The organism is Natronospirillum operosum, assembly GCF_004768465.1.
Lineage (GTDB): Bacteria > Pseudomonadota > Gammaproteobacteria > Pseudomonadales > Natronospirillaceae > Natronospirillum > Natronospirillum operosum.
Genome location: NZ_SRMF01000013.1, coordinates 44,503 through 71,079, shown reverse-complemented (window position 1 = coordinate 71,079; position 26,577 = coordinate 44,503). Strand labels below are relative to the sequence as shown.

Here is a 26,577-nt window from a genome sequence, read left to right as displayed (position 1 = left end):
GTGGCGCCGGTGGTGCTGTTCGCGCTGGTGGCCAACCGCTTCATCATCAGCGGCATGACGGCGGGAGCCGTGAAGGGATGAGAGGTGTCAGTCCGCAAGGGCAGGCGCTGTCCCTATTGGACGACAGCTGTGTCAAAATCTGTGTGACTGTCTGAACGGAAATGGTGTCCATGTCCGAACTATTGCACCTGCTGGTGGTTGATGATGACCTGGATATGCGTCAACTGCTGAGTGATGCGCTCTCTGCCAGTGGCTACCATGTCCACAGTGCAGCCAATGGGCGGGAAATGAAGCTGGCGCTGGCGCAGCACTCGATAGCGCTGATCATTCTGGATCTCAGGCTGGAACGTGAAGACGGCCTGACACTGGCCCGAGAGCTGCGCAAATCCAGCGCAGTTCCGATCATGATGTTGACGGGCAAGGGCGACGAGACAGATCGGATTCTCAGTCTGGAACTGGCTGCCGATGATTTCCTGATGAAACCGTTCAATATCAGGGAGCTGCTGGCTCGTGTGCATGCGCTGCTGCGCCGTTCGAGACCGGCCAGCGAGGCAGAAGGCAGCAGCTTTTCCGGCGAACAGTGCCTTGCCTTCGGAGATTGGATTCTGGACCTGGAAAGGCGTGAACTGCGTACCCGAGCCGGTGAACGCAAGGATCTGACCTATGCGGAATTCAATCTCCTGGAGGCCTTTGTGCGGGCGCCTGCCCGTGTCTGGACCCGCGAACAGCTGCTCGAGCATTCACGTGGTCTGGATGCCACGGTCTATGATCGTACGGTGGATGTGCTGATTCTTCGGCTGCGCCGCAAGATCGAACCCAACCCGCGGCAGCCCCGATATATTCGCACAGAGCGCGGTGTGGGCTATATTTTCTCCGCTGAGGTGTCGCGTCTTGGGTAGGCTGCGTCTGCGTCAGCGCACCAGCATGACGATCATGATTGTGGCGGCGCTGACGCTGGTGCTCGGTGTGGTCGGCTGGTGGGCACTGCATCAGACCCAGAGAGTTGCCGCCGAGACTCAGACCCGCACCTTGGAGGATATCTCCACCGCCTATGGGTTGGCCGAACAGGCGGCACAGATTGCCGCGCAGGCGCCCTATCTCGGCGAGTCGGCCCTGCCATTTCAGTTGCAGTCGGAGCGCGAGGAACTGGAGCGCCGCTTTGCAGCGCTGGATCTGCAGGTAGAGGCGCTGTCGGATGCGGCTACGCAGGAGGGCATGCGCCAGCGCGTTGAAGAAATCCGGCAGCAACTGAACCAGCTGATCGAACTGGTAGAGCAGGAGCTTTTCCTGCGCGAGGACCTGATGGTGATCCGCTTCGAACTGGAAGACTGGTCCCAGCGTTATCTGGTGGCCTCGGGCAGCAATGAAACCCAGGCCCTGGCGGCCCTGCTGACCAGTTTTCGCAACGGACTCCTGCTGGCGCCGGCACCGGGCTCGCAAAGCGCGGCAACCCTGGACCGGATGCAGGCAGATATCGAGCATCAGGCCAGGGTAGCAGGCGTGCCGGAGACAGCGGAAGCGGCGCTGCAGGAGTTGCTTGCAGAAGCCTTGCGGGGGACGGCCGCCTGGAGAAACATTGCCACCCGGAAGAACCTGTTGTTCGCCAGCAATCGCGCCCTGTCCGAGTCTCTGACCCAGTACGTACAGGACTATGCCGCCAATGTCAGAAATTCACTGGAGGCAGAGCGGCTGACCCTGGAGGAGGCCGTTCAGCGCGGACGCTGGGGCATCATTGTGGTGACCGCGCTGGCGTTTCTGGCACTGCTGGTGGGTTTTCGCTTCATGTTTCGCATGACACGCGATCTCGAAGGCGTGACGCGCGAGATGACGCGCCTTGCCGAAGGGGAAGACGGTCCGACCCAGCCTCTGGTCGAACGCAATGACGAGATCGGTGAACTGGCGCAGACCTTTACCCTGTTCAGGGAAGCCTCGCTTGATCGTGCCCGGGTCAATCGGGAACTGATAGCACAGACACAGCTGCTGGAAACGGTGCTCAACAGCATCAATGATGGCCTGAGTGTGTTCTCTGCGGATGGACGCCTGCTGGCCTGGAATGCACGGTACCTGGAGCTGTTCGACCTGCCGGCGCGGCTGGTCAGCAGAGGCATGAGTCTGGCTGAGGTGCAGGCACTGACGGATCGGGTACAGTACAAGACCTATACACTCTGCCATGCTGAACTGGACCCGAGTGTGGTGGAACAGCAGCGCCCCACCCAGGCCCTGACGTTCGAGCGTCACTTCGAGAATGGCAGAGTCATCGAGTTTCGCAGCGAGCCCATGCCGGGTGGCGGGTTTGTGACCCTGCACAGTGATCTGACCGACCGGCGCGCCATCGAGCAGCAGCTGGTTCAGTCCCAGAAAATGGAAATGCTGGGGCAGCTTACCGGGGGTGTGGCGCATGATTTCAACAATCTGCTGTCTGCCCTGATTGGCAACCTGCAGCTTCTGGAGGCGTCACCGGAGCTGGCAGCAAGCGAGCGGCACTATGCCAGTCGGGCCCTGAGTGTGGCGGAGCGCGGGGCCCACCTGGTCGAGCGATTGCTGGCCTTTTCGCGCAAGCAGCAGTTGCATCCGGAGCGGGTGGAGATCGGTGGCTTGCTGGAGGGCATGCTGGATCTGGTGGAGTACAGCGTAGCCCCCAATGTTTCGGTCCATCTGGATGTGCAGGACCAGGGCTGTCAGGTCTGGGTTGATCCGTCGCAGTTGGAGAACGCGGTGCTCAATCTGGCCATCAACAGCAGCGCCGCCATGCCCTACGGCGGCGACCTCTGGCTGGGGGCACGCCAGCGTCGAGCCGGCAGTGGCGACCCGCAGGTTATTCTGGAGGTGCGGGACTCGGGCACCGGCATGTCAGAAGAGGTCATGAACCGGATCTGGGAACCCTTCTATACCACCAAGCCGGTTGGGCAGGGCAGTGGGTTGGGCCTGAGCCTGGTGTACGGTTTTGTAAAACAGAGTGGCGGGGAGGTGATTATCGAGTCGGAGCCCGGCAGCGGTACCTGCGTCCAGTTGTACCTGCCGGTGCATCAGGGCGAAAAGGAAAGCCAGCCCCAGCGCGAGGAGCCGTCTCTGCGCGTCATGGTGCCAGCCGAGCGGCAGGTGGTGCTGGTCGAGGATGATCAGTCCGTCCGGCGGATGTTGCAGGATGCCTTTCGCTCCCTGGGCATCTCGACGCGCGCCTTCAGCTCGGCAGAAGAAGCCATGCAATGGATCAGCCAGGCGCCGGAGGATGTGGCCGCGGTATTGTCGGACATCAATCTGGCCGGAGAGCTCAGCGGTGTTGACCTGTCACGCCGGCTGGATGAATGGGCACCGCACCTGCCGGTAATCCTGACTTCGGGGCTGCCGCGCGAGCACCTGCGGCAGCACTTCGGACTGCTGGAGACCCAATCCCTGCTGGCCAAGCCGGTGCGCCTGCAACAACTGGAGCAACTGTTTCATGTCAACTGAGCTGATACGGCGCACCCTGCTGGTCCTGCTGTTTTGCTGTGGTTTTGCGGCGGCGGAACAGCCCCGATTGACCGTTATCGTCAATGATCTGGGCAACCCCTATTTCCAGGCCCTGAGTGCCAGTATCCGGGCCACTGCCCGCGAGCACCTGGGGCCGGATGCAAGCGTGCAGGTCATGTCCAGCGGTTACGATCTGGAACGACAGCGCCGGCAGATTGAAGCGGCAAGAGGACAGGGGGTTGATCTGCTGATCCTGACTGCGGCACATCCTGCCGCTCTGGAAGCCGACGTTGAGGCGCTCAGGGCCGAGGGAACCGTTGTGGTTGCGGTGGATGTCGCCACAGCAGGCGCCCGCCTTACCATAACCACCCACAATGTCGAGGCTGGCTTCATAGCCTGCACGCAGCTGGCACAGTACCTGAACCGGGAAGGGCGGATCGCTATACTTGACGGGCCGCCCGTGTCTTCCATCGGCGAGCGCAATGCGGGTTGCGCCGAGGCGCTGCAGCGCTTTCCACGTGTCGAGATAGTGGCCTGGGAGAACAGTGGTGCCAGTCATCTGGGCGGCATCGAGGCCATGACACGGCTGCTCAGCCGCGAGCCTGAGCTGGATGGCGTCTTTGCGATCAATGATCCGGCAGCGCTTGGGGCAGCCAGTGCACTGGAGTTCCGCGGCAGGTCGGACATACCCATTGCATCGGTAGATGGCTCGCCGGAAGTGGTAATGGCGCTGCGTGCGGGTAATACTCCCCTGCTGAATACCGCTGCCCAGTTCCCCTGGCAGATCGGCCGCGAGGCGGTACTGCGGGGGTTGGCCTTGCTGGGCACCGTGGACCACCTGGAAGAAACGGTGCTGATACCGGCCGAACTGATTCACCGGGACAACGCACATCAGTTCTGCGACTGGCGCCGCTGCCCTGAAGACTGACGCCGGATTTATGCCCGGATACATTGGATCATAATGCTCGAACAGCTAGAGTAGGAGGTGAATTCTCGACGGAAATGGGCATGTCTGAAGAAATCGAGCTCAAGCTGCTGGTACCGGAAGAACCCGATATCGAAGTGCAGGATCTGCCGGTGCTGAAACCGGTCCAGCGGCGCACCTATACTCTGATCAATCGATACTTTGATACCCCGGAACACAGCCTGACCGCTGCCGGTATTGCCCTGCGGCTGCGCTATCGGGAAGGCCAGTGGCTGCAGACGCTGAAAGCGAAGGGCACCCCGACGGGTGGTTTGCACCAGCGTCAGGAATGGGAAATGGCGGTGGCCGGTGAGCAACTGGAGCTGGATCGGTTTCCGGCCAACGCGCTGCCGGCTGATCTGGATCTGGCCTCCCTGCAGCCTGTTTTTGAAACCAACTTTGAGCGCCATGAATGGCAACTGCATGTGGGTGATGCCGACATCGAACTGGTGTGGGATCAGGGTCAGGTGCTGGCTGGTGAGCGCCGCGTCCCCATTGCCGAGATCGAGCTGGAGCTGAAATCCGGCCCGCCGGAAGTCCTGTTCGATCTGGCCATTGATCTGGCACGAGTGATCCCCATGCTGCCGTCCGATATCAGCAAGGCCGAACGCGGTTTCAGAATGGTGAGCGGCCAGAAGGACTGGCCACCGACGCCACGCAGAAAAGACGATCTTGATCTCTGGTTGCGCGCAGTGTGCCGCCAACTGGAAGCATTGCCGGCCAGCAACGGCGACCTGACGGCCAGTTTGCAGGGGCTGAGTCGAAAAGCCGCTGAGGGCAAGAACCAGTTGGGTATCATCCAGAGCGCCACCGCAGGCCTGGCAGCGGACACCCCGGTCTGGCACAGACTGCCGGACAGCAAGGCGCTGGGGGTCTGGCTGATCGAGCAGAACCGGGTGGTCTGGACGCAGTCCGAGGCAGCCTGACTGGCAGCGGTGCGGTCCAGCGGGCGCCGGTCTACCAGCCGGCCTGCCAGTCCTTGAACACAGGTTCGTAGCCATTGCGCCGGATGGCCGCCACCACGCCTTCCAGCGGGCGGCTGTCGTCGATCTCGAACTGCTCCAGCGCTGCATCGGCTTCGGCACTGTAGCCGCCGGGCTGGGTCTGTGATTCCGCGCTCAGGCTGGTGATGCCCAGCGTCATCAGGTGATCGCGGAACACGGCACGCTCGCGCGTGGACAGACTGAGTTCAACATCCGGGCTGAACAGACGCCAGGCGCAGATCAACTGCACCAGATCGGCATCACTGATCGGCGCCCGCGCCTGGTAGTCGCCGGCAGCGGGCCGCAGGCGTGGAAAGGACACACTGAAGCGGCTGCGCCAGTAACGCTGTTCCAGATAGCGCAGATGATGCGCCATCATCAGGCTGTCGGTGCGCCAGTCGGTCAGGCCAAGCAGTACGCCCAGCCCCATGCGGTGAATACCGGCGCGCCCGAGCCGATCCATGGTGTCGAGCCGATAGTCGAAATCGGCCTTGTTGCCCTTGCGGTGATGCTCGGCATAGGTCGGCCGGTGATAGGTTTCCTGATAGACCAGCACCGAGTGCAGCCCGTGTCGTTGCAGGCGCTCATAGTCCGCCTGTGCCAGCGGCTGCACCTCCAGACTGACCTGCGCAAAATGCTGCTGGAGCTCCGTCAGCGCCGCCGCAAAATAGTCCACCCCGACCACCTTCGGCGCCTCCCCGGTCACGATCAGCACATGCCGGAAGCCCCTGGCCTTCAAGGCCTCCGCCTCGCGGTGGATCTCCTCCGCACTCAGCACCTTGCGCCGTAGCCGGTTCTCCATCGAAAAACCGCAGTAGGTGCAGATATTGGCGCAGGCATTGCTCAGATACAGCGGCGCAAACAGCTGCTGCGTACGCCCGAAGCGCTGCCGTGTCAGCAACTGGCTCAGTTGCGCCATCGGCTCCAAATAGGCCCGCGCCGCCGGGCTGATCAGCGCCCGAAAATCCTCTATATCGCGCTGGGACTTGCTCAGAGCCCGCTGCACATCCGCCTCGGTGTGGGCATACAACGACAGCTGTTCACTGTCCCAGTCCAGCCTGTTCAGTTGATCGGCAAAACTCATTTCCATTCTCTTGGCTATTCGCTGTTGACGTTCTGAGTGTGACAGCGATATCTCCGCTGTATCAGGACGAAGTAGGCACAGAGAGTAGCAGGATGCCGCCTGCCGGGTTGCATGCACTGTGAGACCGTCTACGGCCAGGGACGGCCGTAGTCGAGCTGTCATGGATGACGTTTTTTGCGTGTCTCACAGGCATGTACCCGAGCTTGGCGGCAGCCCACCACAGAATTTGGCGGCGCCCCAGGGTCACCGCTATCCATTGGCACCGGCGTCCAAAAAATCAGTCAGCGGACTGGACGCTACCGCCTGTGGGCTGGCCGCCGCCAGCCCGGCCAGATACGCCGCCCGTCCTGCCCTGACCGCATCACGAAACGCCCGCGCCATGGCTACAGGGTCGCGCGCAGTGGCGATGGCCGTATTCACCAGCACCGCATCCGCCCCCATCTCCATCGCCGCCATCGCATCACTGGGCCGCCCGATACCCGCATCCACAATCACCGGCACCTGCGCCTGCTCGATGATGATGTGCAGAAAGGTTCGCGTCTCCAGGCCCAGATTCGAGCCTATGGGCGCCCCCAGCGGCATCACCGCCGCACAGCCGACTTCCTCCAGACGCTTGCACAGCACCGGATCGGCATGTACATAGGGCAGCACGGTAAAGCCCTCCTGCACCAGCTGTTCGGCTGCCTTCAGCGTTTCAATCGGGTCCGGCATCAGGTAACGCGGGTCCGGATGAATTTCCAGTTTCAGCCACGGGGTCCCCATGGCCTCGCGCGCCAGTTGGGCCGCAAAGACGGCTTCTTCAGCCGTGCGTGCGCCCGAGGTGTTGGGCAGCAGACGGTAGCCAGCCTGCTGCAACGGCCCAAAGAGATTGTCATCCCGGGTGCCGGTTTCTACCCGTCGCAGCGCCAGCGTCACCAGCTCGGTGTCGGCCGCCTCGAGTGCCGCCAGCATGGTGTCCGGGTGGCCGAACTTGCCGGTGCCGGTCAGCAGACGCGACTGCCAGCTTCGGTTGCCCAGATGCAGCGGATCATTGACATCGTGCATGGTCAGCCCCCCGCTATGGCCTGAAAGAGTTGAATCTGATCACCGTCGACCAGAGTGCGTTGCGGCCATTCGCTGGCCGGAACCACCTCCTGATTGACCGCCAGCGCCACGCCCCCGGACTGACTGCCGGTCCCGATCAGACCGAGCTCGGTGAGGGCGTCGCTCAGGGTCTGTCCGGCCGGCAGTCGATGCCGCGCGCCCTGTACACTGACTTTGATGATGTCCTGCTCGGTGTGGGTTTGTCTGGCCGTGCTCATGTGGTGGCCTCCTCGACAGCCTGGCCCTCGAGGCCGGCCATCAGCTCGCGCAGGGCAGCTTCCGGGTCGTCAGCTTCAGTGATGGCGGTGACCACAGCGACACTGTGCACGCCGCAGGCCCGCAGCGCCGGCAGATGCTGCTGCTTGATACCACCGATGGCCGTGGTGGGGATGCCGGCCCGGTCGGCCATGGCCTGATAGACCCGCAGCCGGTCCAGGCCCTGCGGCTGGCTGGGCATGGTCTTGGTACGGGTAGGAAACACATGCCCCAGCGCCACATAGCTCGGCCGCAGAGCCAGTGCACGCAGCAGCTCTGCATAGCCATGCGTCGACAGACCCAGACGCAGTCCGGCATGCCGGATGGCATCGAGGTCCGCAGTGGCGAGGTCCTCCTGCCCCAGATGCACGCCAAAGGCGCCGAGTTCAATGGCCAGCTGCCAGTGGTCATTGATGAAGACCTGGGCACCATATTGCTGCCCCAGTTGCACAGCGGCCTGAATTTCCTCTCTGAGGCGTGGGTGCTCCGGGTCCTTCAGGCGCAGTTGCACCGTCCTGGCACCGGCTTTCAGAACACGTGCCACCCAGCGGCTGTCGGGAACCACCGGATAGAGGCCCAGTGGCCGCCAGATACAATCGAGAAAGCTCTCCACGACCGCCGGCTCACCCGGCAGGGCTATCCAGCTCGGGTAGTGGGCCGCAGACGAACCTTCCTCCCGCTGCCAGCGTTCCGGCGTGCCGGCGCCGGCGCCGGTGGCGTAAGCCTGACGCAGACCCTGATGCAGGTAGCGGCTGGCCATGACCACAGCATCTTCGGGGGGATGCCCAGTGGCCATGGCCGTGGCGATGGCACTGCTCAGCGTACAGCCCGTGCCATGGGTGTGCGGTGTCTGCAGCCTGGGCTGAGCCAGACACCAGACCGTATCGGCACAGACCAGTGCATCGACACACTGGCCTTCTGCTGTATCCCAGTCGCCATGCCCGCCCTTGACCAGGACCGACCGACACCCCTGCTCCAGCAGGGTATGCGCGGCTTCAATGGCATCGTGCAGATGGTCGCAGGCATGGCCGGTGAGGGCGCGCAGCTCCGGCACATTGGGGGTGACCATATCAACGGCAGGCAGCAGGTCATGCAAGGCGGCGATGACCTCGTCGGCAGCCAGTGAATCGCCGCTGGCCGCCACCAGTACCGGATCCAGCACCACCGGCATTTGCCAGCGCTGGCGCCAGTCAGGCAGGCCCTCCGCCAGCAGGCGAATCTGCCAGGGCTCGGCCAGCAGACCGATCTTGACCGCCTGCGGCGGCAGATCAGAGGCCAGCGACTGCAACTGCTGCTCGAACAGGGTCATGCCGGTCGGTTCGACCGCCTGCACGCCCAGGCTGTTCTGCGCCGTCAGGGCGCTGACCACCGTCGCCGGGTGCCCGCCCAGTGCCAGAATGGCGGGGATGTCGGCCTGAATGCCAGCCCCGCCGCCCGAGTCGCTGCCGGCGATGCTCCAGACAATGGGCCTAGTCATCGGAACCCACCTCCGCCGGCGTGGTTTCGACAGCGGCATCCTGATACAGCTCACTGCCGGCGAGACGAAACTCGCGTGACTTTTCTGCCATGCCGGCTTCCGCGTCGTCCAGATCCAGCACACGGATGCGGTCACTGCGGGTGTCATGGGCCCCCTGCTGACGCGCAATGTCGCGGACTTCATGGCTGATCTTCATGGAGCAGAACTTGGGCCCGCACATGGAGCAGAAGTGCGCCAGCTTGTGGCCCTCTTTCGGCAGGGTTTCATCGTGGAACTGGCGCGCCGTGTCCGGGTCCAGTGCCAGGTTGAACTGATCTTCCCAGCGGAACTCGAAGCGGGCCCGGCTCATGGCATTGTCGCGAATCTGGGCGCCGGGGTGGCCCTTGGCCAGATCGGCCGCATGGGCGGCGATCTTGTAGGCCATCAGCCCCTGCTTGACGTCCTCTCGGTTGGGCAGGCCCAGATGCTCCTTGGGTGTGACGTAGCACAACATGGCACAGCCGTACCAGCCGATCATGGCCGCACCTATGCCGGAGGAAAAATGGTCATAGCCGGGAGAGATATCGGTAATCAGCGGGCCCAGCGTGTAGAAGGGCGCTTCGGCGCAGTGCTCCAACTGTTTGTCCATGTTGGTTTTGATCAGGTGCATGGGCACATGGCCGGGGCCCTCGATGATCACCTGCACATCATGCCGCCAGGCGATCTGCGTCAGCTCACCGAGCGTCTCCAGTTCGGCAAACTGGGCCGCATCATTGGCATCGGCCACCGAGCCGGGCCGCAGGCCGTCGCCCAGTGAAATGGTGACATCATAGCCCTTGAGCAGCTCGCAGATGTCCTCGAAACGGGTGTAGAGAAAGCTTTCCCTGTGATGTGCCAGACACCACTTGGCCATGATGGAGCCGCCCCGGCTGACGATGCCGGTGACCCGGTCTGCGGTCATCGGCACATGATGCAGCCGCAGGCCGGCATGGATGGTGAAATAGTCCACGCCCTGCTCTGCCTGCTCGATCAGGGTGTCGCGGAATACCTCCCAGCTCAGGTCTTCGGCGATGCCATTGACCTTTTCCAATGCCTGGTAGATGGGCACCGTGCCGATGGGAACCGGCGAATTGCGCAGTATCCATTCGCGGGTTTCATGGATGTTGTTGCCGGTGGACAGGTCCATCACCGTATCGGCGCCCCAGCGCGTGGCCCAGATCATCTTCTCGACCTCTTCCTCGATGGAAGAGGTCACCGCCGAGTTGCCGATATTGGCGTTCACCTTCACCAGAAAATTGCGCCCGATGATCATGGGCTCGGTTTCGGGGTGGCGAATATTGGCCGGGATCACGGCCCGTCCGGCGGCCACTTCCTGGCGCACGAACTCGGGCGTGATGGCCTCCGGCAGGTTGGCGCCCCAGGCCTGGCCCGGGTGCTGCTGATGCAGAGCCTGATCGCGCAGCCGTTCGCGGCCCTGGTTCTCGCGGATGGCAATATATTCCATCTCCGGCGTGATCACGCCGCGCCGCGCATGATGGAGCTGGGTGACATTGCCGTCGCTGCTGGCCGGTCGTGCGTCGATCCAGCCCTTACGCAGCGGTGCCAGACCGGCACGCACATTAATGGTCTGCGCCGGGTCGGAGTAGGGGCCGGAAGTGTCATACAGCGGTATGGGCTCGTTGTGCAGGGTCTCGCCGCTGGCCGCGTCGAGCGTGGGGCTCAGATGCACCTGACGCATGCCGACGCGGATGTCTGGTCTGGAGCCGGTAATATAGAGTTTGCTCGAACCCGGAAAGGGTCCAATGGCATCGCGGCTGAGTTCAGCCACGCGTTCAGCGGTTGGGGTCTGGGTTGTCATTCCGTGTTTCCTGTTCTGTGATTGGACAGAGAAAGACGGAGTGACCGCGTTGGAAGAGGATGTGAGGAGAACAGCAGTGCTGCTGTCCAGAAACATCACGGGAGTGATGTTTTCTGTTCCCTACGCGAGTTAGGGCGCGGTGCCGGGTACTAATAGTAGTACCCGGCACCGCGCCGGCTCGATCAGGTTCCACGGATCCCGCATTAGCGATCTCAGCCGCCCGGTTTTGCAACCGGTAGGCACTCCGACAGTTCGGTGACCAACTTAGGCAATGACCGGGCGGGAGTCAAGTGCTGGCCGAAGGCGTCGATCGTCTGAATCGATTAAGTGAAGATGCAATCGATTTCACTGTTATTCGTCGCCGTTCAGGGTGAAATGGCAGCACTTTCACGACCGGCTTGCTCTGTGAGCCAACCGGGTTTCGGTGTAAAGTAGGGCGCAAGGATCGTCAGAATCCGTCGAAACGCACATGAGACCCCCTATCAACCAGACTGCAGGACCGCTTCAATGACCAACCTGACGACACTCGGTGAGTACGTCATCAAAAAGCAACACGAATACCCCCATGCCACAGGTGAACTGAGCCAGATATTCGGCGCCTTGCGACTGGCTTCCAAAGTGGTGAATCGCGAGATCAACAAGGCCGGCCTGGTCGATATCAGCGGCGCTTCAGGGCTGGAGAATGTGCAGGGCGAACAGCAGCAGAAGCTGGATGTCTACGCCAATGAGAAGTTCAAGGCGGCGCTGCTGGCCCGCGGTCAGGTGGCCGGCATGGCCTCCGAAGAAGAAGAGGACTATGTGGCCTTCAACGAGGGCCACTCGGTGGGTGGCAAATATGTGGTGCTGATCGACCCGCTGGACGGGTCGTCCAACATCGATGTCAATGTGTCCATCGGCACCATTTTCTCGGTCTACCGACGGGTGTCGTCGCTGGACGGGCCCGTGCAACTGGAAGACTTTCTGCAGCCCGGCAACCGTCAGGTGGCAGCGGGTTATGTGGTTTTCGGTTCCTCAACCATGATGGTGTACACCACGGGCAATGGCGTACACGGCTTTACCTTCGATCCCTCCATCGGCGTGTTCTATCTGTCCCACGAAAACATCCGCATTCCCGAGGCCGGGCATATCTACTCGGTCAATGAAGGCAACTATGTGAAGTTCCCACCCGGGGTCAAGAAGTACATCAAGTATTGCCAGGAGATGGATGCGGATACCGGCAGGCCCTATACCTCACGCTATATCGGTTCGCTGGTGGCCGACTTTCACCGCAATCTGCTCAAGGGCGGTATCTACATGTACCCCTCCTATGCCAACGCGCCGACCGGCAAGCTGCGGCTGCTGTACGAGTGCAACCCGCTGGCCTGGCTGGTGGAACAGGCCGGCGGCAAGGCCACAGACGGATATCGGCGCATACTGGATATCGAGCCCACCGAGCTGCATCAGCGCACACCCTATTATGTCGGGTCTCGTGCTATGGTAGATCGGGTGGAAGGATTTCTGCGCGACAATCCGGATACCTGAGCAGTAACCGCCGCTGGCGCAGAAGAGGTGAGAAGAGTGTCATGTCAGTTGAGCGTCTGATGAGCCGACCTGTGGTCACGGTGGAACTGGATGATGACCTGCAGGAAGTGAAGCGGCTGTTCGAGTCCTCGGGCTTCCATCATCTGGTGGTGGTGGAGAAAAAACGGCTGGTGGGTGTGGTGTCGGATCGCGATCTGCTACGTGCGATCAGCCCGTATCTGGGCACGGCGGCAGAGTCGGCACGGGATCTGGCGACACTGAACAAGCGGGTGCACCAGATCATGACGCGCAAGGTGCATACAGTACCGTTGTCGGCGACCATTCATGACGTGGTCGAGAAGCTCATGGCGCACAGGATCTCCTGCGTTCCCGTCGTGGACGACAACCATCGACCGGTGGGTATACTCACCTGGCGCGACATCCTGCGCGAGCTGTCCAGGGTGCGGCGCGCCAGGTAGCCATGGCGCAATCTTTCCTGAGGGCATGGAAGCCCGGTCTGCAAGGGCTTACCTTTTCCCCCGGTTCACAGCCGATAAAAAATATGCTCGGGAGCTGGCAAGTACCCCGAGTAGTCGCTAGATTCAAACAACTGTTTGAAATCATTCAGGACATGGATTGAGGAACGCCCTATGAATCATCTGCTTGTTGTCATCGTAGCGCTGGTGGTGATGTTTGCCGTCCTGCGCCGTCAACTGGGTGCAGTGGCATCCATTGTCGCGCTGCTGGCCTTAACGGTTTTTGCTTTCTATCTGCGCTCACCGGTGTTCGGTGTGCTGCTGCTGATTGCAGCTGGCGCGGTGGCTCTGACCGGCCTGCCGATGTTCCGTCGCAGTTGGCTCACGCCGCAGGTGTTCTCCCTGTTCAAAAAGGTGGCACCCCGGGTATCCCCCACCGAGCGCATGGCTCTGGAAGCAGGTACCGTTGGCTGGGATGGCGAACTGTTCTCCGGCCGTCCGGACTGGGATGTGCTGCTGTCCAACCGCTATGAGGGTCTGACCGACGAAGAACAGGCGTTTCTGGACACGCAGTGTGAATATGCAGTCAGCCGCTGCAATGACTGGGATATCTCGGTGGAGCGGGCCGACCTGCCGCCCGAGGCCTGGGAGTACCTGAAGAAGGAAGGCTTCTTCGGCATGATCATCCCCAAGGCCTATGGTGGCCTGGAATTTTCTGCCAAGGCGCAATCGGCGGTGCTGCAGAAATTGTCGATGAATATCACTCTGGGAGTCACGGTCGGCGTACCCAACTCGCTGGGCCCGGGTGAGCTGCTGCTGAAATATGGCACCGAGGAGCAGAAGAACCACTATCTGCCGCGTCTGGCCGATGGTCGCGAGATTCCCTGTTTCGGTCTGACCGGGCCGCGTGCCGGTTCGGATGCCACCTCCATTCCCGATACCGGCATTGTCTGCAAGCAGAAAGTGGACGGCAAGGAGGTGCTGGGTCTGCGTCTCAATTTCGAGAAGCGCTGGATCACCCTGGCCCCCGTGGCCACCGTTGTCGGGCTGGCCTTCCGCCTGTTCGACCCGGAAGGCCTGCTGGGCAGCGAGCCGGACCGGGGTATTACCCTGGCCCTGATTCCGCGCCAGACCAAGGGCATGGACATCGGGCGCCGGCATCACCCGATCGGCAGCCCGTTCATGAATGGCCCCATCAAGGGCAAGGACGTGTTCATTCCGCTGGATTACATCATCGGTGGTGAAGAAATGATCGGGCAGGGCTGGCGCATGCTGGTTGAGTGCCTCTCGGTCGGCCGCTGCATTACCCTGCCTTCCAGTGCCAGTGGTGCCGGGCGCTACATTCCGGCACTGGCGGGTGGTTTCACCCGGATTCGGCGGCAGTTCAACCTGCCGGTGGCCGACATGGAAGGGGTGCAGGACCCGCTGGCGCGCATGACCGCCATGGCCTATATCTCCCGTGCCACCGTGGGCCATACCGCCAACATGATCGACCGGGGCGAGAAGCCGGCAGTGCCGTCAGCCATTCTGAAGAGCCAACTGACGGAATTTCAGCGGCAGATCATGATGGATGCGATGGATGTGCATGGTGGCCGTGCCGTAACACTGGGGCCGCGCAATTATCTGGGGCTGGGCTTCTCGGCCACCCCGGTGGCGATTACGGTGGAAGGTGCCAACATCATGACTCGCAGCCTGATGATCTTCGGTCAGGGGGCGATTCGCTGCCATCCCTATGTGCTGGATGAGCTGGCGGCCAAGGACAATGATGATATCAAGGCCTTCGACAAGGCGTTCTTCGGCCATGTGGGCCTGATCGCCGGCAATGTGGCGCGGGCATTCAGTGCGGCGCTCCATGTGCCGACCGGGCGCAACCCGTTTGACGCCTCGGCGGCACCGTATGCCAGGGCGGTCAATCGCTTCAGCGCTGCCTTTGGCTTGCTGGCGGATGTGGCCATGACCAGCCTGGGTGGCTCGCTGAAACAGCGGGAAATGCTGTCGGCCCGGCTTGGCGATGTACTGTCGAACCTGTACATGATTTCCATGGTGCTGAAACAGTGGCACGAGGGCAAACGCTTTCCGGGCGAAGAAGACCTGATGAAGTACAGCGCAGAGTTCATGCTGATGCGCATTGAAGATGCCATCATCGGGCTGCTCGACAATCTGCCCAATCGTGTTCTGGCCCATGCGATCAAGCCTGTCATCATGCCGCTGGGTCGGCGCTGGCGCGGTCCGTCGGATGATCTGAAGCGGGCCATTGCAACGGGTATTTCCACCGACAGCCCGCTGCGCAGCTTTATGATGGAAGACACCTGGCTGAGCCAGGAAAAGGGGCAGCAGGACAACCCGCTGGCGCGCTACAATGCACTGCTGAAGGAAAACACCCGGGCCGATGCCCTGTACCGGGTGGTCAACAAGGCCTATGCCAGGGGCGAGATCCCGGCCACGGCCCTGCATCCGGAGCAGCGCTTCGAAGAGGCGGCCAAGAAGGGTCTGATCTCGGCAGAGGATGCGAAGTTCATGCAGACCTATGAAGCCGAAGTGCTGGACATGCTGACGGTGGACGACTTTGCCTTTGAAGAGCCTGCCAAGGACAAGTCACTGGTCGAGCAGCATCCGGTCTGATCACTTGCTGATAGTGCAGGGGGCGGCAGACTGCCCCTGCGGTCATAAAAAAGCCCGGCTTTTGCCGGGCTTTTTCGTGACTGCTGGCCGGAAACTGGCTCAGAAGCGCAGACCAACGCCCAGGTAGTTGTTGTTGCCCGGGTGCTGGCCGGCTTCGAAGAAGACCCGCGTGCCGTCCAGATTCAGGTTCAGACCGATCTGGCCGCCAGCACCAATCTCGGTGTCGGGCTGCAGCTCGGTACCGACACCCAGGCCACCATACAGGTCAGTGGAGTTGTTCATGACGAAAACCAGCTTGGCACCGATCATGGTACTCATGCCGAACTCGCCATCGCCCAGACCACCACCAATCTGGCCTTCCGCCACCAGCCCCAGTCCACTGCGGGCAAGCCCATCAATGTTCAGGGGAACGCTGTAATTGAAAATACCACCAATGCCAGGCTCGTAGGCACCGACCATGACACCAGTGGAATGATTGCTGCCGTACTGCCCGGCTGCACTGGCGCCACCGACAAGGCTCAGGGCCAGCATGGCGATCAATAATTTTCTCATGAGGGATCCTCCCAGATCAGTGGTTGTCGTCGTTATGTTAACCGGAAACGAATGTCTGCGGGATAACGCCACTATGCCCACTATATGGGGGCTGTCGTGCCATTTTTCCAGTTAACAGTTGCAGCACTGCATGCCGGCTGGTCAGCTTCGGGCTCGGCAGGTAAACTACCGCTCCCAGATTTTCGAGTCGCCTATGCGCGTTACTGACTTTGACTTTGAGCTGCCACCAGAGCTGATTGCACGATATCCTGCCGAGCAGCGCACCGCCAGCCGTCTGCTCTGCCTGGATGGCCCGACAGGACAGCTTTTACACGGGGTTTTCACTGATATCGAGCAGTTGCTGCAGCCCGGTGATCTGCTGGTCATGAATGATACCCGGGTGATTCCGGCCCGGCTGTTTGGTCACAAGGCCAGTGGTGGCCGGGTCGAAATACTGATTGAACGCGTGCTGGATGATCGGCAGGCTCTGGCTCACGTAAGAGCCAGCAGGGCGCCCAGGCCCGGCGTTTCACTGGTATTGGCCTCCGGTGTGGAAATAGCTGTGACCGGGCGCCGGGAGAACCTGTTCGAACTGGCTCTGCAGGAGGGTCAAAGCTGGCTCGACGTGCTGCATGCCGAGGGGCATATGCCCTTGCCGCCCTATATCGACCGCCCGGACGAGACCGCCGATGCCGAACGCTATCAGACGGTCTATGCCCGGCATGAAGGCGCCGTCGCCGCGCCCACGGCTGGCCTGCACTTTGACGAAGACCTGCTGCAGCGCCTGCGCGAGAGCGGGGTCGAGCAGACCTTCGTGACGCTGCATGTGGGAGCAGGCACCTTTCAGCCGGTCAAGGTGGAGCGTGTGGAAGACCATCTGATGCATGCCGAACGCATCGAGGTGAACGCCGATACCGTGGCGGCCGTTGAGCGCTGCCGGCAGCGCGGGGGCCGCGTGGTGGCGGTCGGCACGACGTCCGTACGCAGCCTCGAAAGTGCGGCCCTTTCGGGTACTCTGCAGCCCTTTACCGGCGAGTCGGACATCTTTATCTACCCGGGCTACAGGTTCCGCGTCGTGGATGCACTGGTGACCAATTTTCATCTGCCACAGTCCACCCTGCTGATGCTGGTCAGTGCCTTCAGCGGCTACGAAGCCATCATGCGGGCCTATCAGGCCGCCATCACTGAGCGGTACCGGTTTTTCAGCTATGGCGACGCCATGTTTCTGACCCGCAAAGAACACCAGGAGAGCCCGCATGAGTGAATCCCGCCATTGTTTCATGGATTTTACCCTGCACCGGGAAGAGGGCAGTGCCCGTCGGGGTACGCTGACCTTTCCGCGCGGCAAGGTGGAAACGCCATGCTTCATGCCGGTCGGCACCTATGGCACCGTCAAGGGCATGCTGCCGCGCGATATCGAGGCCATTGGTGCGCAGATCATTCTGGGCAATACCTTCCACCTGATGTTGCGCCCCGGCACTGAAGTCATTCGCGCGCACGGTGACCTGCACGACTTCAATGGCTGGTCGGGGCCGATTCTGACCGACAGCGGTGGTTTTCAGGTGTTCAGTCTGGGAGCCATGCGTAAAATTACGGAACAGGGAGTGACATTCCAGTCACCCGTTGACGGCTCACCGGTAGAATTGAACCCGGAAATAGCCATGCAGGTGCAGCGTGATCTGGGTTCCGACATCGTGATGATCTTTGACGAATGCACGCCTTATCCGGCCACGCGGGAAGAAGCCCGCAGCTCCATGGAGCTGTCGTTGCGCTGGGCAGAACGCAGCAAGCAGGCGCACGGTGACAGCCCGTCAGCCCTGTTCGGTATCGTACAGGGCGGCATGTATGCGGATCTGCGGCGGGCATCTCTGGCCGGGCTGGAACAGATCGGTTTTGACGGCTATGCCATCGGAGGGCTGTCTGTCGGTGAGCCCAAGGCCGAGATGATGCAGGTGCTGGAGGACACTACGCCGCACATGCCGCGTGCACGACCCCGCTACCTGATGGGGGTCGGTACACCGGAAGACCTGGTCGAAGGCGTGCTGCGCGGGGTCGACATGTTCGATTGCGTCATGCCCACCCGCAATGCGCGCAACGGGCATCTGTTCACGACGGAAGGGGTGGTCAAGATTCGCAATGCTGCGCATCGTCATGACACCCGGCCGCCGGACCCGGATTGCGACTGCTATACGTGCCAGAATTTTTCCCGCGCCTACCTGCATCATCTGGACCGCTGTCGGGAAATACTCGGGTCACAGCTGAATACCATCCACAACCTGCGCTATTATCAGCGTCTTATGGCCGGATTGCGTCAGGCCATCGAATCAGGTAGGTTGTCCGACTTTGTAGCCGATTTCTATGCCAGACGGGGCCGTAAAGGTGCCGCCTGAACAGAAGCTGAAGCATTACCGACAAGACGTTAATTTAAAGGAGTTCCATTACAATGAAAGCCCTGTCTCTGTTGCTGTTGTCTCTGGGTGTGACGGTTCCGGCGAGTGCCCTGGCAGCAGGCGGCCCCAGCCCGATTCCCTCTTTCATCATGCTGGGTCTGTTCGTCCTGATCTTCTATTTCATGCTGTGGCGTCCGCAGTCCAAGCGCCAGAAAGAGCATCGTGCGCTGATGGAAAGTCTGTCCAAGGGCGATGAAGTGGTCACTGTAGGCGGCGTTGCCGGCAAGATCACCAAGGTCACCGATGACTTTATCGTGCTGGAAGCTGCAGAAGGCGTGGAACTGAAGATTCAGCGTTCTTCCGTTTCTGCCACCCTGGTCAAGGGTACCCTCAAGCAGCTCTGAGTGCTGCAGTACGGCCCGGCAGCGTCCGCCGGGTCGGTGTAACGACCCCGGACCACGGCCCGCCTTGCGGGTCGCTACTCGTTATGGGATAGCACTATGCTGAACCGCTTTCCGCTCTGGAAGTACCTGATGGTCGCCATTGTGGTACTCATGGGGCTTGTCTACAGTCTGCCCAACCTCTACCCGGCCGACTACGCACTGCAGATTTCTCCCAGTGCTGCCACCGGCAGCATTGGTTCCCAGGTAGAAGAAGAGTCCCTCGAGCTGCTGCAGGAGCAGAACATTGCCGTGCGGCGGACCGAGCGTGACAACGGCACCCTGCTGATCCGTCTGGAGAACCCGGAAGACCAACTGGTGGCCCGTACCGTGGTGCAGCAGGCTCTGGGCGACGACTTTGTGGTGGCGCTGAATCAGGCTGAAACCACCCCGCGCTGGCTGCAGGCCATTGGCGCCCGTCCCATGGCGCTGGGTCTGGATCTCAGTGGTGGTGTGCACTTTCTGATGGAAGTGGACATGGATGAGTATCTCGGTGATCGCATGGCGGACTATGCCTCCACGCTGCGCCGGGAACTGCGCGCCGAGAATATCCGTTTTGCCACTATCGAGCAGACTGATGACCGTGTCATCACGGCCAGTTTCCGTACCACCGAAGACCGCTCCGAGGCGGAAAACCTGATTCGACGCCAGTTTCCGGAATTCAGCCGTTCCAGTACTTCGGACGGGCAGCTGCAACAGTTGCGGCTGGTCATCTCCGAGGATCGCATCGAGCAGTTGCAGAGCAATGCACTGCAACAGAACCTGACCACGCTGAGCAACCGGGTGAATGAGCTGGGTGTGGCCGAACCGCTGGTGCAGCGGCAGGGCAACAACCGCATCGTGGTCGAGCTGCCGGGTATTCAGGATACCGCTGCCGCCAAGCGGGTAATCGGCCGCGCTGCCGAGCTGGAGTTCCGCCTGGAGGCGCGCTCTGATGCCTCGCCACTGGATCGGGAAGAGTATCCTTTCCGTGAGGGCAGTGGCCGCAGCGGTACCGCCGAGCTCAGTACCGAAGTGATTGCCACCGGCGAAAATGTCACCGGCGCCAACTTCGAATACGACGAGAACAACCGGCCACAGGTGTCCGTCAACCTGAACAGCGCCGGCGGCTCGCGCATGATGCAGGCGACCCGCCAGAATGTTGGGCGCAACATGGGCGTGCTGTTCATCGAGTACAACACCATCACCACCTATCGAACCGTGGATGGTGAGCGCGTGGCCGAGTATGAGAATGTGGTGGATCGTTCCATCATCAGTCTGGCCACCATTCAGAGTGCCTTCGGGCCGTCGTTCCGGATCACCGGTCTGAATTCGGCGGCGGAAGCCTCGGAACTGGCCCTGCTGTTGCGGGCCGGCGCACTGGCCGCTCCCATGTACTTTGTCGAAGAGCGCACCATAGGCCCGAGTCTGGGGGCGGACAACATCCGCATGGGCGTGACCTCGGTTATCGTGGGCTTCATGCTGGTGATTGCCTTCATGATTCTCTGGTACCGCACCTTCGGTCTCTTTGCCAATATCGCACTGTCCGTCAACCTGCTGCTGATCATGGCCATCATGTCGACGCTGGGTGCGACACTGACGCTGCCGGGTATCGCCGGCATCGTGCTGACCGTGGGTATGGCCGTGGATGCCAATGTGCTCATCTTCTCGCGCATACGCGAGGAACTCGACAATGGCGTGACACCACAGGCGGCCATCAAGGCCGGTTTCGACCGCGCTTTCGTGACCATTCTGGATGCCAATATCACCACCCTGATTGTCGCCGTGATCCTGTTCGCGGTCGGCACAGGCGCGGTGCGTGGCTTCGCGGTGACACTGTCGGTGGGCATTCTGACATCCATGTTTACGGCCATTCTGGGTACGCGCAGTCTGGTCAATCTGTTCTATGGCGGGCGTGATCTCAAGCGTGTGCCGATCTGGGGAGTCTGGGCATGGCGCAAATGAAGCTGATTCCATTCATGTCGAAGCGGCTGACTACCGCTGCCTTTTCCGGACTGCTGATCATTGCCTCTCTGGGCTCGCTGGCCTTTCAGGGGCTGAATCTGGGTCTGGACTTCACCGGGGGCACCCTGGTGGAGATCGGTTACGAGGAACCGGCTGATCTGTCGGTCGTGCGCAGCCAACTGCGTGATCTGGGCTTCCCGGAGGCCCGGGTGCAGTACTTCGGTTCCGAGCGCGATGTGGTCATTCGTCTGCAGCAGGACGACAACCCGGAACTGGGCAATGAACTGGTACAGGAGCTGCGCGGCGATCTCGATCAGCAACTGACTCTGCGGCGCAGCGAGTTCGTGGGGCCTCAGGTCGGTGAGGAACTGCGTGACCGCGGCGGCCTGGGCATGATCATCGCCCTGCTGGCGGTCATGGTGTATATCGCCATGCGCTTCCAGTTCAAGTTCGGTGTCGGGGCCGTGGGCGCACTGATGCATGATGTCATCGTTGTTGTGGGCATCTTCTCGATCTTCCAGCTTGATTTCGATCTGACCGTACTGGCGGCGTTGCTGGCGACCATTGGTTACTCGCTGAATGACTCCATCGTGGTCTCGGACCGGATTCGGGAAAACTTCCGCAATATTCGGCGTGATGATGTGAGTTATATCATTGATCTGTCGCTGACGCAGATGCTGGGGCGGACGCTGGTGACCTCCGGTACCACAGCCCTGGTACTGCTGTCACTGCTGATCTTCGGCGGTGAGATGATCCGCATGTTCGCGCTGGCGTTGCTGATCGGTATTGTGGTCGGCACCTACTCCTCCATCTACGTGACCTCCAATCTGCTGGTGCAGATGAATCTGACCAAGCAGGATCTGGCCCGACCGGAGAAAAAGGAGAATGATGACGAGCCGGAGGAAATTCCCGACTGGCTGAAGGATGAGGACTAGCGTCCGGCAACTGGCAGGGGCACCAGTACCCTGATCGGGCTGAAGTGCTGACAAAAAGTAGCAATTGGTAACGAGGCCGAACAGACGTTCGGCCTCTTTGCGTTATACTGAGAACATTCTGGAATGTCCCCCATCCCAGCCCATCTGCAGCCGCCTGTCCGGCCACGCACTCTATCCCTCGGGATCAGGCCGGTTGCAGATGGGCTGGCTCCGGCAGGCTTGTCGGGGCGCTCAGAGCTTGGAAGGAATCAGGGGCTTGACCATGGAGGCCGAGCCGCCTCCCGAGACCCACTCATTGAATTCTTCCGCCAGTCGTTCTCCGGCCTGCACGCTGCGCTTCCAGTAGGTAATGCGATCAGCATCGGTCATCTTGTGGAAGTCGCGCCGGTCCGGCACCTTGCCGTAGGGCAGCTTTTCGATAAAGGCCGGTGATGGCGTCAGCAGCACCACATCCTTGTAGTTGCGGGCCTTGACCCGCCGCCAGCGCAGCTGCTTGTCGAACCAGCCCGGTTTCAACTGGGGCTGGAAGTGCGGGTACAGGATGACACCATCCGGCGTTTCGAAGGGCAGATCAAAGTGGTAGTCCACCATGCCACCGTCCCGATAGGGACCGGGGGACGAGCCGGGAATACTCGCAATGCCGGCCATGGCCATGGGAATGGCGGCGCTGGCCATCAGGGCCGGAAACAGATTGTCATGATTGAGCTGACTGGCTGTGGTGCGAAAATCGGCGAAGCCCTTGACCGGCAGGCTGCCGGGCTGGGACTGCACCAGGTGACGATCGAAGTGCCACCGCAGCGTACGCCGTGACAGCGCATTGCCGCTGGCGACCAGCGCGAACGCATAGAACTGCTGCCAGTGGTCCTCTTCCATGGTGCGCCCCTTGCAGCGGGCGGTAATGATATGCAGCAGACGGTTGATCTGGGGCCGATAGTCCGGACCCAGTACCTCGGACAGCATGTCGGCGCACTGGTCGGTGACGGCCTGCGGTGTCATGCCCTTGGGGAAGCTCTGGTGCAGGTAGTGATCTTCCAGGCGCTTCAGTGCGGCGACCGGGTCCGGTGCCGCATAGCAGGCCATGCGCCAGGCCCCGATGGAGGACCCGGCAAGGTGCACTGGCCGCTTGATCTGTGGCAGCAGTTCGCGCGCGATCAACTGGTCCAGATGGCTCAACACGAACCAGCGCGGTCCACCGGAGGCGCCCAGAATCAGCCGGATGTCATCAGGTTTGAACTGGTGCTCCCGGATACGTTCCAGAGCGCGTGTTCCAGCCAGAATTTGTAAGGCATGCATTCAGCAATGACTCCGATCGAAGAAGTGGTGCTGCTGGCTCCAGTACAACTTCAGACATCGGGAGCGAACCGGCAGCAAATTGTCACCTGCTATCAGGTCTGACGCAAGGCTGAAACAGCAGCCTTGAACAGCCTGGGGTTGGCGCACACTACAGACTGGGTGCGACTGTCCAGTGGTGCGCCGCTGAGATCACCGGTCACGGCACCCGATTCGGTGGCCATCAGTTGCGCTGCAGCCAGCTCCCCGGCTGCCACTCTGCCATGGACCGCCAGGTCCAGTTGGCCCGCAGCCACACGGGTCAGGTCCAGCAGGGCACAGCCGGAAACCCGCAGGTCTGCGCCGGCCGTCACCAGCCTGAAACAGGCATCCCCCACTGCCGGGTGACTGCCCAGCAGCACGCCAGGCAGGCGATCGGCCTTGCCGGTACGAACGCGTCTGCCGCTGACCTGAATGCCGCGCCCGCGCGAGGCCACGACTTCCAGAGACAGGAACGGGAAGACCAGGGTCAGGTGTTCAATGCGGCCTTTCTGCCACTGGCTGACCATGACGCCACACTCGGCCAGACCATGGCGGAAATTGTTCTCACCCAGCAGCACCTCGGCGTGCCAGCTGACATCCGCCTGCCGCTTTTCGGGCTCGTAACGACCCTCGCGCGTGCATTCGAATATCTGGTCAGGGTGCGACTTGCGCAGAGTATTGTGAATGCGTCTGGAAGCCCCGGTGACGAGCTGGTCTACGGAGGCGTCAGTGCCGGCTTCTTCGACCAGGCGTCCCCAGTGTTCACGGGTATAGATCAGTTTCTCGGCAGCCGCGTGGGCTGCCCTCAAAGCAATGGTCAGCGTCGGGTGCATAGTAGCGTCGGGCCTGAACTGTTAAATAGCAATAAGCGCGCGATTCTAGCAGAATATGGGCGCTGTGCATCCCCGTACGATGCAGAAATGTACAGTGATTGACAGCCCTGTGCTACCCTTTCAACCCCGGTTGCCCGGCAATCTGGCCCCTTGTCCAACACCCTGATCGGAGTTCCTGTTGCCTGAATCAGCCAAACCCCCCGGGTCCGCCATGACCTCTGAACAGAGCGCCTCGCTGCTGGCACGAACCCGCATTGTCATGGTGGAAACCTCGTTGGCGGCCAATATTGGTGCCGCAGCGCGGGCGATGAAGACCATGGGGCTGACCCAGTTGGTGGTGGTTCGTCCCGGCCAGCCGCTGACGGATGAGGCGGCAGCGGCACGGGCATCGGGTGCCGAGAATCTGCTGGCCAGGGCGCGGGTGGTGGACACGCTGGACGCCGCGTTGGCCGACTGCGATCTGGTAGTGGGCACCAGTGCGCGCAGCCGCTCGTTGCCCTGGCCCATGCTGACGCCCCGCGAGGTGCCGGCGGCTGTCCGGCGTGCGGAGGGCACCGGGCCGGTTGCATTGCTGTTCGGGCGGGAGCGCAGCGGCCTGACCAACGAAGAACTGGCACGCTGCCACTACCATGTGCATATCCCGGCCAATCCGGATTACAGTTCGCTCAATATCGCCGCCGCCGTGCAGATACTCTGTTACGAGTTGCGCCTGGCCAGTCTGGCGCCGGCGCCGGAAGCCTACGACGAGGTCCGGCCATTGGCCGGCGCCGAGGCGCTGGAAGGCTATTTCGAGCATTTGCAGCGCGTTCTGGTTGATATTGAATTTGCTGACCCCAATAATCTGCGTCAGTTGATGCTGAAACTGCGCCGCTTCTACATGCGCGCTCAGCCCGAGCCGGTGGAACTCAACCTTCTGCGTGGCATCGTCAGCCAGACCGAAAAATCACTGGCCCGTGCGCGTTCGGCGAACGCCGGGCCGGCCGACCGTGAGCAGGACACAGACTGATGTTCAAAACCGTTCGAGAAGACATTCGCAGCGTATTCCATCGGGACCCGGCGGCGCGCAACAGCTTCGAAGTGCTGACCAACTACCCCGGCCTGCATGCGTTGATGTTCCATCGTCTGTCCCATCGGCTCTGGCGCATGGGGCTGAAATGGCTGGCACGCTTTATCTCGACACTGGCGCGCTGGCTGACCGGTATTGAAATTCATCCAGGAGCCCGTATCGGCCGCCGCTTTTTCATCGATCACGGCATGGGTGTGGTCATTGGCGAGACGGCCGAAATCGGTGATGACGTCACCATCTATCATGGCGTGACACTGGGTGGGACCTCGTGGAAAGACGGCAAGCGCCATCCGACTCTGGGCAACAATGTGGTGGTGGGTGCCGGTGCCAAGGTACTGGGCCCGTTTACCGTGGGTGATAATGCCCGTATCGGCTCCAATGCAGTGGTGACCAAGGAAGTGCCGCCGGGCGCTACTGTGGTCGGGGTGCCAGGGCGCATCATCAAGCGCCGGGACGAACCCGCCCCGGGCAGTGCCGAAGACCAGCAGCGGGCCGAGATGGCCAAAAAGCTCGGCTTTGATGCCTATGGGGTATCGGACATGCCGGACCCTATCGCCCATTCCATCAAGACCCTGCTCGATCACATGCATGCCGTTGACGAACGTGTCGACGCCATGTGCCGCACGCTCAATCGCATGGATTCGGGGTTCAAGAGCGGCGAGCTGCCGCGGCTGGATGACAAGGACTTCTCCGTGGTGGCGGATGCCGATCGCGCCTGTGGCGGCGATGAAGAGCCCGGTGCCTCCGAGGCCGATTCGGGCAACAAGACATAACCTGACGAATCACCCGGGCTGAAAAGGTCACCCCGACCGCTAACCCCGGGTGTCGTCACCCTCTAGGATAGTGAAGCTCAGGCACAGGCCTGACCAGCGGCCGCAACGGAGCGTTGTGGCCGGCTTCCACCACCGTATCCAGGAGGGAATCATGAACGGATCAAGACTGCCTCTGCAGGCGCTGCCCATCGACCGCATGGCACGTCAGCTCACCGCGCGCCAGCGCTTTGTCCTGCGTGGCCTGATCGCCGGTCGGTCCAATCAGGACATGGCGGATCAGTTGCACCTGACCGACTACACCATCAAGTATCATTGTCGCGCTCTGTACAACCGTTTCGGGGTGTCCAACCGCGCCGAACTGGTCGGCGAACTGCTGAAATGCTACGGCGCTGAGCTGCTGGTATTCGCGCAGACGGAAGAGCCGGTTGAGGTCGGGTCACTGACCTATCGGCGGGTGAAGGAACCCTGTCACGGCCTCTATCGACCGGCAGCCGCTGATCTGGCGAGTGCCCGGGCACGCAGTTTCCAGGCCCATCCGCGCTTTCAGGGGTGCCGGCTCTGACCTGCGCACAGCAGATGCGCCGCGCTGCGCCATTCTGCTATAATCGCGCGCCCAGGCGGCC

23 protein-coding genes are annotated in these 26,577 nt (G+C 61.6%); 15 read left to right on the top strand and 8 right to left on the bottom strand.

From position 1 onward, the window contains the following. Nucleotides 1-170: 170 nt before the first annotated feature. The 4 genes from E4656_RS18665 (at nucleotide 171) to E4656_RS18650 (ending at nucleotide 5,340) form a co-directional block, all read left to right on the top strand. The gene (locus E4656_RS18665) at nucleotides 171-899 is read left to right on the top strand and encodes a response regulator (RefSeq protein WP_135484837.1); all 729 of its coding nucleotides are present in this window, start codon (nucleotides 171-173) and stop codon (nucleotides 897-899) included. Beyond that, nucleotides 892-3,450 (top strand): hybrid sensor histidine kinase/response regulator, encoded by a 2,559-nt coding sequence (locus E4656_RS18660; RefSeq protein ID WP_135484836.1) that lies wholly within the window; start codon nucleotides 892-894, stop codon nucleotides 3,448-3,450. Before E4656_RS18665 ends, E4656_RS18660 begins: the two co-directional genes overlap by 8 nt. Further along, a complete protein-coding gene (locus E4656_RS18655; protein ID WP_135484835.1) occupies nucleotides 3,440-4,378 on the top strand; it encodes a substrate-binding domain-containing protein in 939 nt (312 codons plus the stop codon). Before E4656_RS18660 ends, E4656_RS18655 begins: the two co-directional genes overlap by 11 nt. Nucleotides 4,379-4,458: 80 nt before the next feature. Further along, nucleotides 4,459-5,340: a CYTH domain-containing protein gene (locus E4656_RS18650; RefSeq protein ID WP_167856143.1), complete on the top strand. Its 882-nt coding sequence runs from the start codon at nucleotides 4,459-4,461 to the stop codon at nucleotides 5,338-5,340. A 31-nt stretch (nucleotides 5,341-5,371) separates the two neighbouring features. On the opposite strand, the gene thiH is transcribed toward E4656_RS18650, so the two are convergent. From thiH to thiC, 5 genes are all read right to left on the bottom strand, one after another. After that, the gene (gene thiH / locus E4656_RS18645; protein ID WP_135484833.1) at nucleotides 5,372-6,481 is read right to left on the bottom strand and encodes a 2-iminoacetate synthase ThiH; all 1,110 of its coding nucleotides are present in this window, start codon (nucleotides 6,479-6,481) and stop codon (nucleotides 5,372-5,374) included. A 249-nt stretch (nucleotides 6,482-6,730) separates the two neighbouring features. Next, a complete protein-coding gene (locus E4656_RS18640) occupies nucleotides 6,731-7,525 on the bottom strand; it encodes a thiazole synthase (RefSeq protein ID WP_135484832.1) in 795 nt (264 codons plus the stop codon). A gap of 2 nt (nucleotides 7,526-7,527) precedes the next feature. Then, nucleotides 7,528-7,782 carry a sulfur carrier protein ThiS gene (gene thiS / locus E4656_RS18635; RefSeq protein ID WP_135484831.1) on the bottom strand — a complete coding sequence of 85 codons (255 nt, stop codon included), beginning with the start codon at nucleotides 7,780-7,782 and terminating at the stop codon, nucleotides 7,528-7,530. After that, nucleotides 7,779-9,296, bottom strand: a complete 1,518-nt coding sequence (thiE, locus tag E4656_RS18630) for a thiamine phosphate synthase (protein ID WP_135484830.1) — start codon at nucleotides 9,294-9,296, stop codon at nucleotides 7,779-7,781. Before thiE ends, thiS begins: the two co-directional genes overlap by 4 nt. Further along, nucleotides 9,289-11,133, bottom strand: a complete 1,845-nt coding sequence (thiC, locus tag E4656_RS18625; protein ID WP_135484829.1) for a phosphomethylpyrimidine synthase ThiC — start codon at nucleotides 11,131-11,133, stop codon at nucleotides 9,289-9,291. Before thiC ends, thiE begins: the two co-directional genes overlap by 8 nt. Before the next feature lie 507 nt (nucleotides 11,134-11,640). Here thiC and fbp point away from each other — a divergent pair. The 3 genes from fbp to E4656_RS18610 all read left to right on the top strand — a co-directional run bounded on the left by fbp (nucleotide 11,641) and on the right by E4656_RS18610 (nucleotide 15,731). Then, a complete protein-coding gene (gene fbp, locus E4656_RS18620; protein WP_135484828.1) occupies nucleotides 11,641-12,654 on the top strand; it encodes a class 1 fructose-bisphosphatase in 1,014 nt (337 codons plus the stop codon). 41 nt (nucleotides 12,655-12,695) lie between these two features. Next, nucleotides 12,696-13,112: a CBS domain-containing protein gene (locus E4656_RS18615; RefSeq protein ID WP_135484827.1), complete on the top strand. Its 417-nt coding sequence runs from the start codon at nucleotides 12,696-12,698 to the stop codon at nucleotides 13,110-13,112. A gap of 171 nt (nucleotides 13,113-13,283) precedes the next feature. After that, nucleotides 13,284-15,731: an acyl-CoA dehydrogenase gene (locus tag E4656_RS18610; protein ID WP_135484826.1), complete on the top strand. Its 2,448-nt coding sequence runs from the start codon at nucleotides 13,284-13,286 to the stop codon at nucleotides 15,729-15,731. Between the two features lie 99 nt (nucleotides 15,732-15,830). On the opposite strand, the gene E4656_RS18605 is transcribed toward E4656_RS18610, so the two are convergent. After that, the gene (locus E4656_RS18605) at nucleotides 15,831-16,283 is read right to left on the bottom strand and encodes a hypothetical protein (RefSeq protein WP_135484825.1); all 453 of its coding nucleotides are present in this window, start codon (nucleotides 16,281-16,283) and stop codon (nucleotides 15,831-15,833) included. A 193-nt stretch (nucleotides 16,284-16,476) separates the two neighbouring features. Here E4656_RS18605 and queA point away from each other — a divergent pair, with 193 nt between their 5' ends. The 5 genes from queA (at nucleotide 16,477) to secF (ending at nucleotide 21,971) form a co-directional block, all read left to right on the top strand. Beyond that, entirely contained in the window at nucleotides 16,477-17,526 is a 1,050-nt protein-coding gene (queA, locus tag E4656_RS18600) for a tRNA preQ1(34) S-adenosylmethionine ribosyltransferase-isomerase QueA (RefSeq protein WP_135484824.1), read from the top strand. After that, nucleotides 17,519-18,652, top strand: coding sequence for a tRNA guanosine(34) transglycosylase Tgt (tgt, locus tag E4656_RS18595; RefSeq protein ID WP_167856142.1), 1,134 nt, complete (start codon nucleotides 17,519-17,521; stop codon nucleotides 18,650-18,652). The genes queA and tgt overlap by 8 nt, the downstream gene beginning before the upstream one ends. A 53-nt stretch (nucleotides 18,653-18,705) precedes the next feature. Further along, nucleotides 18,706-19,056: a preprotein translocase subunit YajC gene (gene yajC / locus E4656_RS18590; protein WP_135484823.1), complete on the top strand. Its 351-nt coding sequence runs from the start codon at nucleotides 18,706-18,708 to the stop codon at nucleotides 19,054-19,056. A gap of 96 nt (nucleotides 19,057-19,152) precedes the next feature. Next, on the top strand, nucleotides 19,153-21,036 hold the full coding sequence (gene secD, locus E4656_RS18585; RefSeq protein ID WP_135484822.1) for a protein translocase subunit SecD: 1,884 nt from the start codon (nucleotides 19,153-19,155) through the stop codon (nucleotides 21,034-21,036). After that, complete coding sequence (secF, locus tag E4656_RS18580; protein WP_135484821.1) at nucleotides 21,024-21,971, top strand: protein translocase subunit SecF; 948 nt, start codon at nucleotides 21,024-21,026, stop codon at nucleotides 21,969-21,971. The genes secD and secF overlap by 13 nt, the downstream gene beginning before the upstream one ends. Before the next feature lie 231 nt (nucleotides 21,972-22,202). Here secF and E4656_RS18575 read toward each other — a convergent pair whose 3' ends face one another. Together E4656_RS18575 and E4656_RS18570 are read right to left on the bottom strand one after the other, a co-directional pair. Continuing rightward, nucleotides 22,203-23,264 carry a patatin-like phospholipase family protein gene (locus E4656_RS18575; protein ID WP_135484820.1) on the bottom strand — a complete coding sequence of 354 codons (1,062 nt, stop codon included), beginning with the start codon at nucleotides 23,262-23,264 and terminating at the stop codon, nucleotides 22,203-22,205. Nucleotides 23,265-23,356: 92 nt separating this feature from the next. After that, entirely contained in the window at nucleotides 23,357-24,115 is a 759-nt protein-coding gene (locus E4656_RS18570) for an inositol monophosphatase family protein (protein ID WP_135484819.1), read from the bottom strand. Between the two features lie 211 nt (nucleotides 24,116-24,326). On the opposite strand from E4656_RS18570, the gene E4656_RS18565 reads away from it, so the two are divergent. The 3 genes from E4656_RS18565 to E4656_RS18555 all read left to right on the top strand — a co-directional run bounded on the left by E4656_RS18565 (nucleotide 24,327) and on the right by E4656_RS18555 (nucleotide 26,516). Beyond that, a complete protein-coding gene (locus E4656_RS18565; RefSeq protein ID WP_240754034.1) occupies nucleotides 24,327-25,121 on the top strand; it encodes an RNA methyltransferase in 795 nt (264 codons plus the stop codon). Further along, a complete protein-coding gene (gene cysE / locus E4656_RS18560) occupies nucleotides 25,121-25,954 on the top strand; it encodes a serine O-acetyltransferase (RefSeq protein WP_135484818.1) in 834 nt (277 codons plus the stop codon). Before E4656_RS18565 ends, cysE begins: the two co-directional genes overlap by 1 nt. Nucleotides 25,955-26,105: 151 nt before the next feature. Then, on the top strand, nucleotides 26,106-26,516 hold the full coding sequence (locus E4656_RS18555) for a response regulator transcription factor (RefSeq protein WP_135484817.1): 411 nt from the start codon (nucleotides 26,106-26,108) through the stop codon (nucleotides 26,514-26,516). The last annotated feature ends 61 nt before the right edge of the window (nucleotides 26,517-26,577 follow it).